The sequence below is a fragment of the Flavobacterium sp. HNIBRBA15423 genome, assembly GCF_052655965.1.
Genome location: NZ_CP199751.1, coordinates 2,897,494 through 2,915,787, shown reverse-complemented (window position 1 = coordinate 2,915,787; position 18,294 = coordinate 2,897,494). Strand labels below are relative to the sequence as shown.

General features: G+C 30.8%; 16 protein-coding genes. 8 read left to right on the top strand and 8 right to left on the bottom strand.

The window, feature by feature from the left end; genetic code table 11:
- Nucleotides 1-16: 16 nt before the first annotated feature.
- Genes ACULEV_RS13135 through ACULEV_RS13115 form a run of 5 tightly spaced genes read left to right on the top strand, consistent with a single transcriptional unit; the run spans nucleotide 17 to nucleotide 5,308 of the window.
- On the top strand, nucleotides 17-844 hold the full coding sequence (locus tag ACULEV_RS13135; protein WP_445455504.1) for a restriction endonuclease: 828 nt from the start codon (nucleotides 17-19) through the stop codon (nucleotides 842-844).
- On the top strand, nucleotides 841-2,196 hold the full coding sequence (locus tag ACULEV_RS13130) for an MBL fold metallo-hydrolase (protein WP_445455503.1): 1,356 nt from the start codon (nucleotides 841-843) through the stop codon (nucleotides 2,194-2,196). Before ACULEV_RS13135 ends, ACULEV_RS13130 begins: the two co-directional genes overlap by 4 nt.
- Nucleotides 2,197-2,240: 44 nt before the next feature.
- Nucleotides 2,241-2,651, top strand: a complete 411-nt coding sequence (locus ACULEV_RS13125; RefSeq protein ID WP_445455502.1) for an HYC_CC_PP family protein — start codon at nucleotides 2,241-2,243, stop codon at nucleotides 2,649-2,651.
- Between the two features lie 51 nt (nucleotides 2,652-2,702).
- On the top strand, nucleotides 2,703-4,943 hold the full coding sequence (locus ACULEV_RS13120) for a TonB-dependent receptor (protein ID WP_445455501.1): 2,241 nt from the start codon (nucleotides 2,703-2,705) through the stop codon (nucleotides 4,941-4,943).
- A gap of 20 nt (nucleotides 4,944-4,963) precedes the next feature.
- A complete protein-coding gene (locus ACULEV_RS13115; protein ID WP_445455500.1) occupies nucleotides 4,964-5,308 on the top strand; it encodes a heavy-metal-associated domain-containing protein in 345 nt (114 codons plus the stop codon).
- A 126-nt stretch (nucleotides 5,309-5,434) separates the two neighbouring features.
- Here the strand turns inward: ACULEV_RS13115 and groL are convergent, their stop codons facing one another.
- The 8 genes from groL to ACULEV_RS13075 all read right to left on the bottom strand — a co-directional run bounded on the left by groL (nucleotide 5,435) and on the right by ACULEV_RS13075 (nucleotide 12,919).
- On the bottom strand, nucleotides 5,435-7,066 hold the full coding sequence (gene groL / locus ACULEV_RS13110; RefSeq protein ID WP_445455499.1) for a chaperonin GroEL: 1,632 nt from the start codon (nucleotides 7,064-7,066) through the stop codon (nucleotides 5,435-5,437).
- 48 nt (nucleotides 7,067-7,114) lie between these two features.
- The gene (locus ACULEV_RS13105; RefSeq protein WP_140962839.1) at nucleotides 7,115-7,390 is read right to left on the bottom strand and encodes a co-chaperone GroES; all 276 of its coding nucleotides are present in this window, start codon (nucleotides 7,388-7,390) and stop codon (nucleotides 7,115-7,117) included.
- A gap of 139 nt (nucleotides 7,391-7,529) precedes the next feature.
- Nucleotides 7,530-7,892, bottom strand: coding sequence for a preprotein translocase subunit SecG (secG, locus tag ACULEV_RS13100; RefSeq protein ID WP_445455498.1), 363 nt, complete (start codon nucleotides 7,890-7,892; stop codon nucleotides 7,530-7,532).
- A gap of 3 nt (nucleotides 7,893-7,895) precedes the next feature.
- Nucleotides 7,896-8,729 (bottom strand): tetratricopeptide repeat protein, encoded by an 834-nt coding sequence (locus ACULEV_RS13095; protein ID WP_445455497.1) that lies wholly within the window; start codon nucleotides 8,727-8,729, stop codon nucleotides 7,896-7,898.
- 16 nt (nucleotides 8,730-8,745) lie between these two features.
- Entirely contained in the window at nucleotides 8,746-9,249 is a 504-nt protein-coding gene (locus ACULEV_RS13090) for an LptE family protein (protein ID WP_445455496.1), read from the bottom strand.
- Complete coding sequence (locus tag ACULEV_RS13085; protein WP_445455495.1) at nucleotides 9,250-10,521, bottom strand: sigma-54 interaction domain-containing protein; 1,272 nt, start codon at nucleotides 10,519-10,521, stop codon at nucleotides 9,250-9,252.
- Nucleotides 10,522-10,613: 92 nt separating this feature from the next.
- Nucleotides 10,614-12,065, bottom strand: coding sequence for a tRNA (N6-isopentenyl adenosine(37)-C2)-methylthiotransferase MiaB (gene miaB, locus ACULEV_RS13080; RefSeq protein WP_445455494.1), 1,452 nt, complete (start codon nucleotides 12,063-12,065; stop codon nucleotides 10,614-10,616).
- An 89-nt stretch (nucleotides 12,066-12,154) separates the two neighbouring features.
- Nucleotides 12,155-12,919 carry a hypothetical protein gene (locus tag ACULEV_RS13075; RefSeq protein WP_445455493.1) on the bottom strand — a complete coding sequence of 255 codons (765 nt, stop codon included), beginning with the start codon at nucleotides 12,917-12,919 and terminating at the stop codon, nucleotides 12,155-12,157.
- Nucleotides 12,920-13,073: 154 nt separating this feature from the next.
- Between ACULEV_RS13075 and topA the strand changes: the two genes are divergently transcribed.
- The 3 genes from topA (at nucleotide 13,074) to porK (ending at nucleotide 18,243) form a co-directional block, all read left to right on the top strand.
- Nucleotides 13,074-15,572 (top strand): type I DNA topoisomerase, encoded by a 2,499-nt coding sequence (gene topA / locus ACULEV_RS13070; protein ID WP_445455492.1) that lies wholly within the window; start codon nucleotides 13,074-13,076, stop codon nucleotides 15,570-15,572.
- Between the two features lie 3 nt (nucleotides 15,573-15,575).
- The gene (locus ACULEV_RS13065) at nucleotides 15,576-16,724 is read left to right on the top strand and encodes a formimidoylglutamase (RefSeq protein WP_445455491.1); all 1,149 of its coding nucleotides are present in this window, start codon (nucleotides 15,576-15,578) and stop codon (nucleotides 16,722-16,724) included.
- A gap of 145 nt (nucleotides 16,725-16,869) precedes the next feature.
- Nucleotides 16,870-18,243 carry a type IX secretion system lipoprotein PorK/GldK gene (porK, locus tag ACULEV_RS13060; RefSeq protein ID WP_445455490.1) on the top strand — a complete coding sequence of 458 codons (1,374 nt, stop codon included), beginning with the start codon at nucleotides 16,870-16,872 and terminating at the stop codon, nucleotides 18,241-18,243.
- Nucleotides 18,244-18,294: the final 51 nt, after the last annotated feature.

Below are 18,294 nucleotides of genomic sequence, written 5' to 3'. Positions count from 1 at the left end.
ACTTCATTTCGATACAATGAAGATTAAAAAAAATTCTGGAGAGATTGTAGAATTTGATAAAGCAAAATTGGTCAAGTCTTTGGTTTCTTCTGGTGCAAGTTTAAGAATGGCTAAACAAATTTTGCATGATATTCAACCAAAATTATTTGATGGAATTTCTTCGAAAAAAGTATATTCTTTAGCTTTTCAAAAATTAAAAATAGTTTCAAAAGCTAATGCTGCTAGATATAGTCTTAAAAACGGAATTACTGCTTTAGGTCCAGCGGGTTTTTACTTTGAAAAGTTTATTGCCCGTATTTTTGAATTACAAGGCTATCAAGTAATGACAAATGTTTTTTTAGAAGGGAATTGTGTCTCTCACGAGCTGGATATTTTGATAAAAAAAGATAGCCACATTGCTATGATTGAGTGTAAATTTCATACTAGTTTGGATGCAAAGACAGATGTGAAAGTACCTATGTATATTTTATCTCGATTTAACGATTTGAATAAAAAAAAATATGCCATTTTTGCAAATAATGAACAAATTTCTAAATGTTGGTTAACTACTAATAGTAAATTTACTAGTGAAGCAGTAAAGTTTGCAGAATGTTCAGGATTAGAATTGTTGAGTTGGGATTATCCTTTAGGCAATGGAATAAAAGATTTGGTAAACCGATTTAATAGTTACCCAATTACTTGTTTAACAACATTAACTTCAGCTGAAAAGGAAATTTTGTTACTACAAGATATTCTTACTGTCTATGATTTAATTCATCATGAGAAAAGTTTCGAAAAGCTGAAATTAAGTGAGACAAGAATGAAAAATGTTAAGGTAGAAAGTAATCAATTATTGAATAAATGAAAATACATTTTTTAGGAGGAGCAGGGACAGTTACAGGTTCAAAAATACTAATTGAAACAAATAATGTCTCGATTTTAATTGATTGTGGGTTGTTTCAAGGTTTAAAAGAGTTGAGAGAACTCAATAGGATGTCTTTACCTTATGCTCCAAAAGATATTGATTTTGTAATACTTACTCATGGACATTTAGATCATTGTGGTTGGTTACCTAAATTAGTCCAAGAGGGTTTTTCGGGGAAGATATTTTGTACTGCTCCAACGAAAGAAATTACTAAATTGATTTTATTGGATAGTGCAAAAATACAAGAAGAGGAAGCAGAAAAAGCGAATCACGAGCATTATTCCAAGTACAATCCAGCTTTGCCATTGTATACTGTGGAAGAAGCACAACAAGTTTTTCCATTGCTTCGAGTTGTGGATAAGGATATTGCTGTTGTTTTATCTGATAAAGTTTCTTTTTCATTTTTTTATGCTTCACATATTTTAGGAGCTTGTTCTATTTCTTTAGATGTAGAAGATAAAACTTTAGTTTTTTCAGGAGATATAGGTCAAGATGATGATGTTTTATTGTTTCCAACTGTAAAACCTACAAAAGCAGATTATGTTTTTCTTGAAAGTACTTATGGCAATAGAGTTCATCCAAAGAACAATTCTATGTTTGATTTGGAATTAATTATTAATAATACTTACAATCGAGGAGGTAATTTAGTTATTCCAAGTTTTGCAGTTGAAAGAGTACAAACGCTAATGTATTTAATTTGGCAACTAAAAAACCAAGGTAAAATACCTGATATGCCTTATATAATTGATACTCCTATGGGAATAGATGTATTACAATTATTTCTTGATAATAGAAAATGGCATAAATTAAATTTTGAAGAATGTAAAGAAATGTGTGAAACTTTTACTTTAATTTCAGAATATAAAGACACTATTGAAGCAATTTACGATAAGCAACCCAAAGTTGTTATTGCTGCAAGTGGAATGATTACAGGAGGAAGAGTTTTGTCTTATCTTGAACGCTATATAGGTAAACCAGAAAATACTGTTGCATTAGTAGGTTATCAAGCTGAAGGCACTCGAGGTAGAAAATTATTAGAAGGAGATAAAACAATTAAAATATATGGACAAATTTATCCTGTAGAAGCTACAATTCTATTAGTGGAAGGATTATCAGCACATGGAGACCAAAGCGATTTAATAAATTGGCTATCTGAATTAGAAGCAAAACCTAAAAAAATATTTTTAGTTCATGGAGAAAATGAAGCTTCTGAAGCTTTAAGTATTAAGATATTAGATGAATTAGCGATTGAATGTTTTATTCCAAAAAGAGGACAAGTAATTGAAATTTAGACAAAATTAACGTTGTTAAATAAAATTATTAGTAAATTTGCAACATGCGATTCAGAAAAAGTACATCATTGTTGTTAGCTATTTTATTCCTATTCTCAAATTTAGGATTGGCTTTTAATGTACATTATTGTCATGATGAAGTAGCTTCAATTACAATTGATTATCAATTTAAAGAAGCATGTGTAGAAAAGCAGAAATCTTGTTGTGCTGTTGCTGAAAATCATTCTGAATGTTGTTCCAATAAAATAGTTAAGATTGAAAAGAAATCAGATAACACTTTAGTTAATTCTTTTCAATTTAATTTAGACTTCCCAGTTTTAATCACTAATTATACTTTAGATTTTCTTTTTTATAAGAAATCAGAAGTAGAAGTAAATGAGCTACTTGATTTTTATTGTGATTCAAATGCTCCACCTTTTTATAAATTATATTGCCAATTCGTATTTTACGCTTAATTTTTTAATGTTATCCAAATTTTAAATTTCTAAAACATTAAAAAATAATTTATGTATAAAAAAATAGTGTTATTACTATTGTTTTTTACTTCAATTTTGTCTGCGCAAGAAGAAATTAAAGGAAAAATAGTAGATGAAAATAACCAACCTCTTTTAGGTGCTAATGTGTATTGGTATAGTACATCTATTGGTACTACATCAGATATTGATGGTAATTTTAATATTAAAAAAACTAATGAATCAACCAGTTTAGTAGTTAGTTATTTAGGGTATAAAACGAAAAAAGTAGAACTAAATTCAACCGATTTTATAACTATTAAATTAGAAGCAGTAACAACTTTAAACGAAGTAACTGTTTCGAAAACAAAAAAAAGCACAGAACATTCTAAATTTCAAGTGACCAATGTGCAAACTATGGGACAAAAAGAGCTGTTAAAAGCAGCTTGTTGTAATTTGTCTGAAAGTTTTAGTACAAATCCTTCAATTGACGTTAATTTTTCAGATGCTGTAACAGGAAACAAACAGATTAAAATGTTAGGCTTAACAAGTCCTTATATTTTAATAGCGGAAGAAAATATTCCTTCTGTAAGAGGAGCTTCACAAGCTTATGGTTTGTCTTTTGTGCCAGGAACATGGGTAGAAAGTATCCAAATTACAAAAGGAGCAGGAAGTGTTATTAATGGTTACGAAAGTATTTCTGGTCAAATTAATTATGAAATCTTAAAACCAGCTAGTGATATTCCATTCTTTGTAAATGCATATGCTTCTACTGGAGGTCGTTATGAATTGAATACTCACTTTAACCAAAAATATTCAGATAAATTAAGTTCTACTTTGTTTTTACATGGTAATACAACACAGACTAAAAATGATATGAATGATGATGGTTTTCTAGATAATCCTATTAGTAAACAAATTAATGTTTTAAATCGTTGGCAATACAATGATGTTGCAAATGGAATTGTAAGTTTTCTGAATGTGCGTTATATGAATGACGAAAAGCAATCTGGACAAGTTAATTTTAATCCAGATACAGATAAAGGGACTACAAATGCTTGGGGAAGTGAAATTAATACTGAAAAAATAGAAATTTCAAACAAAACAGGATATGTTTTTCCAGATATGCCTTATCAAAGTATTGGTTTTCAAAATTCATTTCAATCACACAAGCAAGATTCTTACTTTGGTTTAAACCAATATAATGTTCATCAAAAAAGTTATTATTCTAATTTATTATTCAATTCTATTATATCCAATACTAAAAATAAATTTACTACTGGATTGAATTTTACTTATGATAAGTATAATGAAGTAATTGCTTTAAATTTTGCAAAAGATTTTTCAAGAATAGATAATTCAGTTGGAGCTTTTTTCGAATACACGTATGATAATTTAGATAACTTTAGTATTGTTGCTGGTGCTCGTGTAGATAATCATAATCGATTGGGAACATTTATTACTCCTAGATTTCATTTAAGATATAATCCGTGGAAAGATGCAGTAGTAAGAACTTCAGTGGGAAGAGGAAAAAGAGCAGCCAATATTTTTGCTGAGAACCAACAATTATTTGCTTCCAGTAGAAGTTTTTCAATTCTTAATAATGATGGAAAGTTATATGGTTTAAATCCAGAAATAGCATGGAATTATGGATTTAGTTTTATTCAGTCTTTTAAAATTTTTGGGAAAGATTCAGAAATTGTATTAGATTACTATAGAACAGATTTTCAAAACCAAGCAGTAGTGGATGTTGATTTTAGTCCACAAGAAGTATTGTTTTATAATTTAGAAGGGAAAAGTTTTGCTAATTCTTTTCAAGCGGAATTTAATATTGAGCCATTTAAGCATTTTAATATTAAATCGGCTTATAAATATTATGATGTGCAAACGCAATATAAAACGGGTCAATTGCAAAGAGCATTACAAGCAAAACATAGATTTTTTGCAAATGTTTCCTTTGAAACTCATATTAAAGAAAAAGGACAGCAATGGAAATTTGATGTAACCTATAATTGGTTAGGAGAACAGAGATTACCTAACACATCAAGTAACTTACCAGCATATAGATTGAATGAATATGCTCCTTCTTTTGGAGTTGTAAATGCACAAATAACAAGAACTTTTTCAAGTGTGTTTGAAGTATATGTTGGTGGAGAGAACATGGGTAATTACAAACAAAATGATGCTATTGTAAGCGCAGAAAATCCTTTTGGAAGTTATTTCGATAGTAGTATGATTTATGGCCCAGTTTTTGGACAAATGTATTATGCTGGATTGCGATTTAAAATTAAATAAGTAACTTTAAAATAAAAAAGATGAAGAAAATAATAATGGTTTTACTAGTAGGTCTATTTTCACTAGTAAGTTTTTCTCAGGAGAAGAAAAATAAAAATAGAAAAGTAGAATTTGCAGTTAATGGTAATTGTGAAATGTGTAAAAAACGTATTGAGAGTGCAGCTTTCTCAGTAAAAGGAGTGAAAAGCGCAGATTGGCATATTGATCATAAAGATTTGCATTTAATTATTGATGAAAATAAATGTTCAGTTGCAGAGGTTCAAAAAGCGATTGCAAAAGTAGGACATGATGCAGGAAAAGTAAAAGCAACTGATGAAGATTATGAAAATCTTCATGGCTGTTGCCAATATGAAAGGATAGAGTAAAATAAAAGACACTATACTTACACAGTTAGTGAGATATTACCAAATAAAAATCCGATTAGAAATTTCTAATCGGATTTTTTTGTTTTTAATACCTCGTACTTTAAAGTTTGTACTTTACATTTTTTATTACATCATTCCAGGCATACCACCACCCATATGGCTGTGACCAGCTGGCTCGTTTTCTTTAATATCAATTAAAGCACACTCAGTTGTAAGAATCATTCCAGCAACAGATGCTGCGTTTTCAAGTGCTACACGAGTTACCTTTTTAGGGTCAATAATTCCTGCTTTAAGCATTTCAACATATTCTCCAGTTTTAGCGTTAAAACCAAAATCACCTTTACCATCTAATACTTTTGCAATTACTACAGAACCTTCACCACCTGCGTTTTCAACAATTGTTCTTAAAGGAGCTTCAATGGCTCTATTTACAATTTGAATTCCTGTAGCTTCATCTGCATTTTCAGCTTTAAGATTTGCTAATACATTTTTAGCTCTTACTAAAGCAACACCACCACCAGCAACAATTCCTTCTTCTACAGCCGCACGGGTTGCATGTAAAGCATCATCTACACGGTCTTTTTTCTCTTTCATTTCTACTTCAGAAGCAGCACCTACATAAAGTACAGCAACACCACCAGCTAATTTAGCTAAGCGTTCTTGTAGTTTTTCTTTATCATAATCTGATGTAGAAGTTTCAACTTGAGCCTTAATTTGATTTACTCTCGCTTTGATGTTTTCTGTGTCACCAGCACCATTAACTATAGTTGTATTGTCTTTGTCGATAGTTACATTTTCAGCAGTACCTAGCATTTCAATAGTTGCGTTGTCAAGAGCAAATCCACTTTCTTCTGCAATTACGGTTCCTCCTGTTAAAATAGCTATGTCTTCTAACATTGCTTTTCTTCTATCTCCAAATCCTGGAGCTTTTACAGCAGCAATTTTTAATCCACCTCTTAATTTGTTTACCACTAAAGTTGCTAATGCTTGTCCGTCAACATCTTCAGCAATAATTACTAAAGGTCTTCCAGATTGAGCAACAGGTTCTAATATAGGTAATAACTCTTGTAAATTAGAGATTTTTTTATCATATAATAAGATATATGGATTTTCTAATTCTGCAATCATTTTATCTGCATTGGTAACAAAATAAGGAGATAAATACCCTCTATCAAATTGCATTCCTTCTACAACATCTACATAAGTATCAGTTCCTTTTGCTTCTTCAACAGTAATTACACCTTCTTTTCCTACTTTTCCAAAAGCAGTAGCGATTAATTCGCCAATAGTTTCATCATTGTTTGCAGAAATTGAAGCCACTTGTTTTATTTTTTCTGAAGAATCACCTACAGCAACCGTTTGTTTTCCTAAGTCTTCCACAATAGCTTCTACAGCTTTGTCAATTCCTCTTTTTAAGTCCATTGGGTTAGCACCAGAAGCTACATTTTTAAGTCCTTCTTTCACAATTGCTTGTGCTAAAACAGTTGCAGTTGTAGTTCCATCTCCTGCTAAATCATTAGTTTTAGACGCTACTTCTTTCACCATTTGAGCTCCCATATTTTCTAATGGGTCTTGTAATTCAATTTCTTTAGCTACAGTAACACCATCTTTGGTTACAGTTGGTCCTCCAAAAGATTTGCTAATAATAACATTTCTTCCTTTTGGCCCTAAAGTTACTTTAACTGCATTAGCTAATGCATCAACACCACGTTTTAATCCATCACGTGCTTCTATATCAAATTTAATATCTTTTGCCATTTTGTTTTTTGTTTTAAATTGTTTTAAAGTTTAGAAAATCCTAAAAGATTAAAGAATTGCATAAATTTCATCTTCTTTCATGATAAGGTAATCTTTACCTTCGTATTTAAATTCTGTGCCAGAGTACTTTCCGTAAAGTACAACATCACCCGTTTTTACAGTCATGGTGTGGTCTTTTTTTCCATTACCTACAGCTACAACAATTCCTTTTTGAGGTTTTTCTTTTGCTGTATCTGGAATAATGATTCCTGATGCTGTTGTAGTTTCAGCAGCCATTGGCTCAATCACTACGCGATCTGAAATTGGTTTAATGTTTAACGACATATTTTGTAAATTTTAATTAGTATTTATTTGGTTCTCTATTTTTCAGAAATTGTGCCAAAATGGATTTGTGCCAATTTTACTTAAATATAAATGCCAGCACTGACAGGCTGGCATTTATTTAATTTGTATGTGCTATATATTACTTAGGAGCTTCTTCTGTTTTTGCAGGAGCTTCTGTTGCTGTATTTGTTGCATCTTGGGCTGTAGGAATCGTAGTTTGTGTGGTAGGAATTTTTGTTTCATCATCACCTAATACTTTTGATCCATTTACATTACTTCCGTTAAAAGCTAAAGTTGATAATAAGATAAGTGCAATTAAAATTCCACCTAATGTCCAAGTACTTTTATCTAAGAAGTCTGTTGTCTTTTGTACACCACCTAATTGTTGTGAACCACCAAAAGAAGATGATAAACCGCCTCCTTTAGGATTTTGCACCATAATAGCTAAAATTAATAAAAAGCAAACAATTGTTATTGCAATTAAAAAACCTGTGAATCCCATAATCTAATTATTATTTTGTTGTAAATCTTTTATATCTTTTATTCGGTTTGCAAAGAAACTACTTTTTTCTGGATATTTCAAAATTAAAATTTCATAAGCTTGTATTGCTTTCTGATATTTTTTTTGTTCCAAATAGATTTTCGCAAGTGTTTCTGTCATTAAATGAGTTGGTTCTTCACTACTTTTACCAATGTTTAAAGGTGTTGAAGTAGTTTCTTTGACAGGAGAAATTTTTGGATTAAGTTCGATAAAACGATCAATAATATCTATTTTTTTTAATTTTTCGTCTTCTTTAGTATCCTCTTTTTCATCGTTTTCTCTTTCAATAGGAGAAAATTTGGTAAGTTGAAGCCATTCTTGGAAAGAATGTTTTTCATTTTGATTAAATTCTAAAGGTTTACCTATTTCTAATTTTTCTTCAATAGTAATACTATTCTCTTTTGTTTTTTCTATTTGAGTTTCTAGTTCTAAAGTATCTTCTTCTAAAGTTTCATTGCTTATTTCTTCCTGAATTTCATTTACAACAACTAAACTTTCAACAACTGATATATTATTTATTATTTCTTCTTGATTCTTTATATTATTCTTTTGGAGTGTTGTGAAATTATCAGAAGTAATGAAATCAAATAAAATACTTCTATCATTTGTATGTGCTGCTGTTTTTTTTAATTCGTAATTATATCTAAAACTTTCTTGATTATATAATCCTTTTAAATGTAAGGCTTTTACACTTTGAAAAAAAGGAAACTGTTGCAAAATAATTTCTAATGCCATGGTTTGTTTTTCATTAATGGCATGAGGTTTATTTAAAAGATATGTTAAATCGGTAGTGTTCAATTTTAATTTGTAGATTTTACCATTTGGCTAATGATTGGTTAAAAACATCTTGCGTTATTCTCTCAAAAATTTCATCAAGTGCTGTTGTTAATCTGCTACCAGTCATTTGTTCATTGGCTGGGTAATCGTGATAAAAGGAAAAATGTTTTTCAAAATCATCTTCTTCTTTATTCTTGTTTGAAAATCGAACTAAAACTGAAATAGTTAATCTATTCTGAGCTGCACGTTGATCTGCTGTGGCTGTCATAGGCGTTATACGATATTCGGTAATTTCACCTTCATATAATAAATCTCCACCTTGTGAAATAAGGTTTAAATTGGTCTGATTTTGTATAATCTCCTGTAATTCAATTGTAAAAGTTCTTTCAATTCCTGGTTCAACTAGTTCTGCAGTGTTTTGAAAATAATTTACTTGGAAAGTTTTTGCATCTATTTTTCCAGTTCCAGTAAAATTATAGTATTTACAACTACAAACTGTAAATAATAAAGAAAGTGATACTATTTTTATAATAAATTTCATTTATAAATCGTATTGTTTAATTTTTCTATATAAGGTTCGTTCTGAAATGCCTAATTCATCAGCAGCAGCCTTTCTTTTTCCTTTATTTCGTTCCAAAGATTTCTTTATTAATTCGATTTCTTTAGCTTCTAGACTTAATGTTTCTTCTTCCTCTTCAACTGTTTCAGCAAAAAGATAATTTTCATCATCATCTGAATCTTGTTCTTCAAAAGTTTCTTGTTGCATCTTATTTTGAACAGGAATTATTTCTGGTTTCGATTCTTTATCAAAGATAACATTCTCCTCGTTTTGACCGTAAATGCGTTGAATTAAATTTTTATTGGACTCCTGAACTTTTGATGTGCCATTTTGCATTAATTCAAGTGTTAATTTTTTTAAATCATTTAAATCTGCTTTCATGTCAAAAAGAACTTTATATAAAATTTCCCTTTCATTACTAAAATCATTTTCATTTTTCTTAGTATTGATTACTGACGGTAAATTAGTGCCTTCAGAAGGTAAATAATGTTGTAGGGTTTGAATGCTAATGTCTCTTTTTGTTTCTAAAACAGATATTTGTTCAGCAATATTTCTTAATTGACGAATGTTTCCGCTCCAGCGATAACGAATTAAATAGTCTACAGCTTCATCAGTTAGTTTAATTGGTGGCATTTTGTACTTATGTGCAAAATCTGATGAGAATTTTCTAAACAAAATATGAATATCATCTTTTCTCTCTCTTAATGGAGGTAATTGAATTTCAACTGTACTTAATCGATAGTATAAATCTTCACGGAATTTCCCTTTTTCTATAGCTTCAAACATATTTACATTTGTAGCAGCGACAATTCTTACATTTGTTTTTTGAACTTGGGAAGATCCTACTTTTATAAATTCACCATTTTCTAATACACGTAATAATCTCACTTGAGTAGTTAGAGGTAATTCGCCTACTTCATCTAAAAAAATAGTTCCACCATCAGCAACTTCAAAATATCCTTCACGAGTAGAGGTTGCTCCAGTAAAAGACCCTTTTTCATGGCCAAAAAGTTCACTGTCAATGGTTCCTTCTGGAATAGCACCACAGTTTACTGCAATATACTTTCCGTGTTTTCTGTGCGAAAGAGAATGAATTATTTTTGGAATGCTTTCTTTTCCTACACCACTTTCTCCAGTAACCAATACAGAAATATCAGTAGGAGCAACTTGTATGGCTTTTTCTATGGAACGATTTAGTTTTGGGTCATTCCCAATTATTTCAAATCGTTGTTTTATGGCTTGTACTGTTTCCATTGTTTAATTTGTTTAAGAGTTTAAGGGTTTAAAAGTTTAATATTGCTATTGTTGAACAATATTAAGTGATATTAAACGCTATTAAACAATTCTTAACTTTTCATTATTTCTGAATATTTCACAGCTTCTCCTATTAGTGTAGCAGCTGTACAATCTGTTATTTTTACATCTACAAAATCGCCTGGTTTGTAATTTCCTTTTGGAAAAACTACAACTGTGTTTTGAGAATTTCTTCCAGACCAATGCTCTTTTGAACGTTTAGAATCTTTCTCAACTAAAACCTCTACTGTTTGTCCAATAAAACGTTTTGTTTTTTCTAAAGCATGAACTTGTTGTAAATCTACAATTTCGGTTAATCTACGTTTTTTTACTTCCTCTGGTATGTCATCTTCCATTTTTCTTGCTGCCATTGTGCCTGGTCTTTCTGAATAAGCAAACATGAAGCCAAAATCATATTTAACATATTCCATTAAAGAAAGTGTGTCTTGATGATCTTCTTCTGTTTCTGTTGGAAAACCAGTAATCATATCTTGAGATAAAGAAATGTCTGGAATAATTCTTTTAATATTGTCTATTAAAGTCATATATTCTTCACGTGTATGTTGACGATTCATTTCTTTTAGTATTCTAGTACTTCCAGATTGAACAGGTAAGTGAATATAATTACAAATATTATGATGTTTTGCCATAACCTCAATTACTTCCACATGCATATCTTGTGGATTAGAAGTTGAAAAACGAAAACGCATTTTTGGAAATTGTGTAGCACACATATCCAACAATTGAGCAAAGTCTACTGCTGTTGCTTTTTGCATTTCTGTAGCTTTTACAAAATCTTTTTTTAATCCACCACCATACCACAAGTAACTATCTACATTTTGTCCTAAAAGAGTAACTTCTTTAAAACCTCTACTCCATAAATCTTGAATTTCTTCTAAAATGCTTTGTGGTTCACGACTTCTCTCTCTTCCTCTCGTAAATGGTACAACACAAAAAGTACACATGTTATCACAACCTCTTGTAATAGATACAAATGCTGTTACACCATTAGAGTTTAATCTTACTGGAGCAATATCTCCATAGGTTTCCTCTTTTGATAAAATTACATTAATCGCATCTCTACCATCTTCAACATCTTTTAGAAGGTTTGGTATATCTTTGTAAGCATCTGGTCCTACAACCATATCCACAATTTTTTCTTCTTCTAAAAATTTATCTTTCAAACGTTCAGCCATACAACCAAGTACTCCAACTTTCATATTTGGATTGATTTTCTTTACAGCATTGTATTTTTCTAAACGTTTTCTAATCGTTTGTTCTGCTTTATCACGAATGGAACAAGTATTAACAAGTACCAAATCTGCTTCTTCAAGATTTTGAGTTGTATTATAGCCTTGATTGACTAATATCGAAGCTACAATTTCACTATCAGAAAAATTCATCTGACAACCATAACTTTCTATAAAAAGTTTTTTTACATTTTCTTCTTTTTGTTCTAAAACAAGACTAGTCCCTTGCTTGTTTTCTTCAATTATCTTTTCCATAAATTACTTTTCACAAATTTTTAGAGTACAAAGATAATAAAAAAAACATCTGTCAATTTGACAGATGTTATAAAATGCTAACTATTTTTTTATTGTATTGGAGTCGCATAAATTATATTTTCACCCCAAGCAGTTCCTCCAAAGCTATTGACTTGTTTAGTTGCTAAACCAGTGCCATAAACTAAAGATACTACTTTCCAATAATAATACCGTTTTGTTGCTGAGGTTGTATTTCTAATCCTAACAGAACCATTCATAAGGAAATAATCACCTGGTCCTACTACTGGAGTAGAAATAAGAGCATTTCCGATTAAATCTGTAGAAGGAGTTGCGGAACTACTCGTATCAGAAAAAGTAGATTTAATAAAATAACCTTCTCCATCAGCTGTAACTCCACCTGAAATATCGCAAAGCATTTGCACATTTACTACAAATTCACCTGGAGGTAAATCAATATAAGAATTGGTGTAACTAGCAACATTTATATTAGAAGAAATTCCTGAGCCAAGAGTTCCAAAGACAATCTTTGGCTTAGCTGAATCTACCCACAAAGTGCCGTTGAAATAGTAAAGTCCAGAAGACAATACTGCGGAAACTTGTGTGTTACTTGAGGTCGATTTTGGAGATGTGACATAAACTATAGCTCCAATTTGGGCTGATGTGTAGGTTTTTGCTCCTAATTGATCACCTGTTAGCCGTGGAGGAATAACTCCGTCAAGTGATGTAGTAGAAGCCGCATTACCTATAACGTCTAAAGTGGCTTGAGGAGAGGTAGTTCCGATTCCTACTTGAGAAAATGTAAAGTTTGAAATAAACATTACCACCAATAACAGAGTTGGGACTTTGTCTTTCATTTGGTTAATAATTAATTGGTTAATAGACTACAAATATAATTAAATTATGAATAAGAAACTTAATCTATTGATTTTTATGAATTTGTATAGAAATCTTAAAAAATATTATCCTTTTAAAAAAAACCCCTACTTTTGCCACAAATAAAATTGGAACATGGCAAAGAATTTAGTTATCGTTGAGTCACCTGCAAAAGCAAAAACCATAGAAAAATTTTTAGGAAAGGATTATCAAGTAGAGTCTAGTTTTGGACATATTGCTGATTTACCTTCCAAAGAAATTGGTGTAGATGTTGAGAATGGTTTTAAACCAAAGTATGAGGTGTCTAGTGATAAAAAGGCTTTAGTTAAGAAATTAAAAGATTTGTCAAAATCTGCCGAAATGGTTTGGTTAGCATCCGATGAGGATCGAGAAGGAGAGGCAATAGCTTGGCATTTAGCTGAAGAATTAAAATTAGATAAAAACAAAACAAAACGTATTGTTTTTCATGAAATTACTAAAACAGCCATTCAAAAAGCAATTGAAAATCCAAGAACTATTGATTATAATTTAGTTAATGCGCAACAAGCAAGGAGAGTTTTAGATCGATTAGTTGGGTATGAGTTGTCTCCTGTACTTTGGAAAAAAGTTAAAGGAGGTTTATCAGCAGGTAGAGTACAGTCTGTTTCAGTTAGATTGATTGTAGAAAAAGAAAGAGAAATTCAAAATTTTAATTCAGAAGCATCTTATTCTATAATTGCAGAATTTACAAACGAATCTGGAAAATCTTTTAAAGCTAAATTGCCTAAAAATTTTGGTACAAAAAAAGAAGCAGAAGATTTTCTTCAAAAAAATATAGGTTCTACTTATAAAGTAGCGGATTTAGAAACAAAACCGACAAAGAAATCACCCGCAGCTCCATTCACTACTTCAACATTACAACAAGAAGCTGCAAGAAAATTATATTTGCCAGTAGGTATTACAATGCAAATTGCACAACGTTTGTATGAAGCAGGATTGATAACCTATATGAGGACAGATAGTGTGAATCTTTCTAATGATGCTATGAATGCTGCTCAAGCTGAGATTGAAAGTTATTACGGGAAAGAATTTAGTAAGCCAAGAAATTACAATACAAAATCAAAAGGTGCTCAAGAAGCTCACGAAGCTATTCGTCCAACTGATATGTCACGTCATACAGTAGATATAGATAGAGATCAAGCTCGTTTATATGATTTAATTTGGAAAAGAACGTTGGCTTCACAAATGAGTGATGCACAATTAGAGCGTACAAATGTAAAAATTGAAGCCAATAATCATAGTGATTTATTTATAGCAACAGGTGAAGTAATCAAGTTTGAAGGCTTTTTAAAAGTGTATTTAGAAGGACATGATGACGATGAAGAAGAACAAGAAGGAATGTTGCCATCAATGAAAGTGAATGAGAAATTAGCAAATGCTTATATTACTGCTACTGAACGTTTTTCAAGACCTCCAAGTCGTTATACTGAGGCTTCTTTGGTGAAGAAATTAGAAGAATTAGGAATTGGTCGTCCATCTACTTATGCACCAACTATCTCAACAATTATAAATCGTAACTATGTAGAGAAAGGAACTTTTGAAGGGCAAGAAAGAAAATACAATCAGTTGGTTTTAGAAGCAGGAAAAGTTACTTCAAAAGATTTGACTGAGAATACAGGTTCAGATAAAGGAAAATTAGTACCAACAGATATTGGTATAATTGTAAATGATTTTTTAGTTACCAATTTCAAAACGATTTTGGATTATAATTTTACAGCTAAAGTTGAACAAGATTTTGACGAAATAGCGTCAGGAAATGAAGATTGGGTAAAAATGATGAATGATTTTTACAAGCATTTTCATCCTAATGTGGTAGATGTTGAAAAAAATGCAGAAAGAGAAACTGGAGAGCGAATTTTAGGAAAACATCCAGAAAGTGGAAGACAAGTTTCTGTTCGATTAGGGAAGTTTGGACCTATGGTTCAGATTGGAGAACAAGAAGACGAGGAAAAACAATTTGCAAGTTTGTTACCAGAGCAAAATATTGGAACAATAACCTTAGAAGATGCTTTAACTTTATTTTTGTTGCCAAAATCATTAGGACAATATGAAGGAGAAGATGTAGAAGTCAATAATGGTCGTTTCGGCCCTTATGTGAGATTTGGTAAAATGTTTATCTCACTTCCAAAAGGAGAAGAACCTTTAGATGTTACTATAGATAGAGCTGTCGAGTTAATAAAAGAAAAACAAAAAGCAGATGCTCCAATTGCAACCTATGATAGTTTGCCTGTTCAAAAAGGAGTAGGACGTTTTGGACCATTTATTAAGTGGAATGAAATGTTTATTAATGTGAGTAAAAAATATGATTTTGATAATTTGTCTCAAGCAGAAGTAAAAGAGCTTATTTTAGATAAATTGCAAAAAGAAAAAGATAAACTTATTCATAATTGGGAAGAAGAAGGTATTAGGGTTGAAAAAGCACGTTGGGGACGTTCTGTGATATTGAAAGGTAAGATTAAAATAGAATTGAGTAAAGATGTAGATGCTTCAAAATTAACTTTGGATAAAGTTAAAGAATTGATTGAGGCTAAAGCACCAGCTAAAAAGTCTACTAAAAAAACTCCAGCTAAGAAAGCAACATCTAAAAAGAAATAGATAATGGTTTTCGATTTTTTACAACCAGTAACTACTAGTTTTATAGATTTTAAAGAAACGCTATCTAATCAAACATTAGGAAGAAAAGTGTTTTTTCATACGGCTAACAATTTTCCTGATTTAGATGAAGTTGCAATAGCAATAATTTGTGTTAATGAAAATAGAGGAAAAGGAGTAGAGAATAATGTGAATGAATTTGATACGTTTCGAAAAAGCTTCTACTCTTTATTTCCAGGAAACTGGAATGTGTCAATTGCAGATTTAGGAAATATCCAGTATGGAGAAACAATAGAGGATACTTATTTCTTAGTAAAAACAATAAATGAAGATTTATTAAGAAAGAATATTATACCTATTATTATAGGAGGAAGTCAAGATTTAACTTATGCGCTTTATAGAGCTTATGATAATTTAGATCAAATGATTAATTTAGTGACTATAGATAGTCAATTTGATTTTGCGAAAGAAAATGTAGAATTAAATAAATCATTTTTGACAAAAATAATTGTTGATGAACCAAATAATTTATTTAATTTTAGTAATATTGGTTATCAAACATATTATAACTCTCAAGAAGAAATAGATTTAATCGAAAAATTATATTTTGATGCTTATCGTTTAGGGGAAGTATCTAATAAAATAGCTATAGCTGAACCTGTTTTTAGAGATGCAGATGTTGTTAGTGTAGACATGAGCTCAGTGCAATCTTCTTTTTCTGGAAATTATTTAAATTTTAATCCAAATGGGTTTAATGGAAAAGAAATTTGTACTTTAGCTAGATATTCTGGTATTAGTGATAAAGTATCATCGTTTGGAGTTTTTGATTTTAATGATACAGTTAATGAATCTATATTGATTGCTCAAATGGTTTGGTATTTTATTGAAGGTTTTTGTTTTCGTTCAAAAGAGTATCCGTTTGGTACTAAAGAGAAGTATTTAAAATATATTGTGTTGGTAGAAGAAGAAGAATTAATCTTTTTTAAGAGCAATAAAACGGATAGATGGTGGATTGAAATACCTTTTTTAGACAATAAGAATAATAAATTGAAAAGAAATACGTTATTACCATGCACACATGATGATTATTTAGCAGCTTGTGAGCAAGAAATACCAAATAGATGGTGGAAGGCTTATAGACGTAATTTATTGTAAATCAAAGATGATTAGTGAAGTTGAACGGTTCTAATTATGTTAATTTTAATATTTTTTTAAGAAAAACTTCAAAAAAATTGTTTTTTTCAAAATTATTGAATAGGTTTACGCCCTTAAAAGTGAAATTATATTAACCCAAATTTATATGAAGAAGTTAGTTGTATTTACAGCAATCTTATCATTGTTTGCCAGTTGTGGTAAAGGCGATAGAGGTGAACTAGTAGGTGTAAAAGGAAAAAAATGGCATCCAGAAAAACCTTATGGGATGACATTAGTGCCAGGTGGTGCATTTATTCTGGGGAAGTCAGATGATGATTTGGCTAATATTCAAGATGCTCCAACTAAGACGGTAACAGTGCGATCATTTTACATGGATGAGACTGAAATTACAAATGCAGAGTACAGACAGTTTGTAGAATGGGTAAAAGATTCTACAATTAGAACTAGATTAGCTATGTTGGCTGATGAAGTAGGGCAAACAGCGACTGAAGGTGGTGGTGGCATTGGTGACTATGCTTTTGCTGACGCTAATGTGGAAGAAATGTCTCCATATGATAAATACATGTATGAAAACTACTACAGTATTGGTACTGAAGAAGATCAATATGCAGGTAGAAAACTTAACAGAAAAGTAAAATTAATCAATGACCCACAGAAATACCCAGATGAGTATTATGTTGAAGTTATGGATTCAATGTATCTTCCTGAATCAGAATCATATAATGGGTTGAAAACAATTGATGTTTCTAAATTAAAATTTAGATATAGAGAAGTAGATTGGAATAAAGCAGTTACTAAAAAAGGACGTGAAGGATTGTATCAAGAAAGTCCACCAATTGAAATCTATCCAGATACTACTGCTTGGATTAAAGACTTTGCTTATTCTTATAATGAGCCAATGCATAATGACTATTTTTGGCACCAAGCTTACGCTGAATATCCTGTTGTAGGAGTTACTTGGAATCAAGCTAAAGCATTTTGCGCATGGAGAACTCTATATAAAAACTCGTATATTAAAAAGAAAAAAGGAAGAGATCAAGTAAACTCATTTAGATTACCTACTGAAGCGGAATGGGAATACGCAGCTAGAGGTGGTTTAGAATCAGGAGCTTTCCCTTGGGGTGGTCCTTACGCTAAAAATGATAGAGGTTGTTTTATGGCTAACTTTAAACCTAATAGAGGTGATTATGCAGCTGATGGTGCTTTATACACTGTTGAAGCTAAATCATACGAGCCAAACAATTTCAATTTATATAATATGGCTGGTAACGTTTCCGAATGGACTGAGTCAGCTTATGATGTTACAGCATATGAATTCGTTTCTACGATGAATCCAAATGTTGCAGATCGTAAAAATCAAAGAAAAGTTGTACGTGGTGGTTCTTGGAAAGATGTTGCCTATTTCTTACAAGTTTCTACTCGTGATTTTGAGTATGCTGATTCTGCTAGAAGTTATATTGGATTCAGAACAGTTCAAGATTACATGGGTACAGCAGCAACAGCAACTAGCCCTAAATAGTATTTTAACCAATTTTTAAATATAAATCAAACTTAACTTAACTAAAAAAAT

What these genes read in the sequence shown, in the direction of transcription:
- ACULEV_RS13120 (WP_445455501.1), top strand. Translation starts at nt 2,703, where the DNA reads ATGTATAAAAAAATAGTGTTATTACTATTGTTTTTTACTTCAATTTTG.
- ACULEV_RS13065 (WP_445455491.1), top strand. Translation starts at nt 15,576, where the DNA reads ATGGTTTTCGATTTTTTACAACCAGTAACTACTAGTTTTATAGATTTT.
- groL (WP_445455499.1), bottom strand. Translation starts at nt 7,066, where the DNA reads ATGGCAAAAGATATTAAATTTGATATAGAAGCACGTGATGGATTAAAA.
- secG (WP_445455498.1), bottom strand. Translation starts at nt 7,892, where the DNA reads ATGGGATTCACAGGTTTTTTAATTGCAATAACAATTGTTTGCTTTTTA.
- ACULEV_RS13085 (WP_445455495.1), bottom strand. Translation starts at nt 10,521, where the DNA reads ATGGAAACAGTACAAGCCATAAAACAACGATTTGAAATAATTGGGAAT.
- ACULEV_RS13075 (WP_445455493.1), bottom strand. Translation starts at nt 12,919, where the DNA reads ATGAAAGACAAAGTCCCAACTCTGTTATTGGTGGTAATGTTTATTTCA.
- ACULEV_RS13130 (WP_445455503.1), top strand. Translation starts at nt 841, where the DNA reads ATGAAAATACATTTTTTAGGAGGAGCAGGGACAGTTACAGGTTCAAAA.
- ACULEV_RS13115 (WP_445455500.1), top strand. Translation starts at nt 4,964, where the DNA reads ATGAAGAAAATAATAATGGTTTTACTAGTAGGTCTATTTTCACTAGTA.
- ACULEV_RS13135 (WP_445455504.1), top strand. Translation starts at nt 17, where the DNA reads ATGAAGATTAAAAAAAATTCTGGAGAGATTGTAGAATTTGATAAAGCA.
- ACULEV_RS13105 (WP_140962839.1), bottom strand. Translation starts at nt 7,390, where the DNA reads ATGTCGTTAAACATTAAACCAATTTCAGATCGCGTAGTGATTGAGCCA.
- miaB (WP_445455494.1), bottom strand. Translation starts at nt 12,065, where the DNA reads ATGGAAAAGATAATTGAAGAAAACAAGCAAGGGACTAGTCTTGTTTTA.
- ACULEV_RS13125 (WP_445455502.1), top strand. Translation starts at nt 2,241, where the DNA reads ATGCGATTCAGAAAAAGTACATCATTGTTGTTAGCTATTTTATTCCTA.
- ACULEV_RS13090 (WP_445455496.1), bottom strand. Translation starts at nt 9,249, where the DNA reads ATGAAATTTATTATAAAAATAGTATCACTTTCTTTATTATTTACAGTT.
- topA (WP_445455492.1), top strand. Translation starts at nt 13,074, where the DNA reads ATGGCAAAGAATTTAGTTATCGTTGAGTCACCTGCAAAAGCAAAAACC.
- porK (WP_445455490.1), top strand. Translation starts at nt 16,870, where the DNA reads ATGAAGAAGTTAGTTGTATTTACAGCAATCTTATCATTGTTTGCCAGT.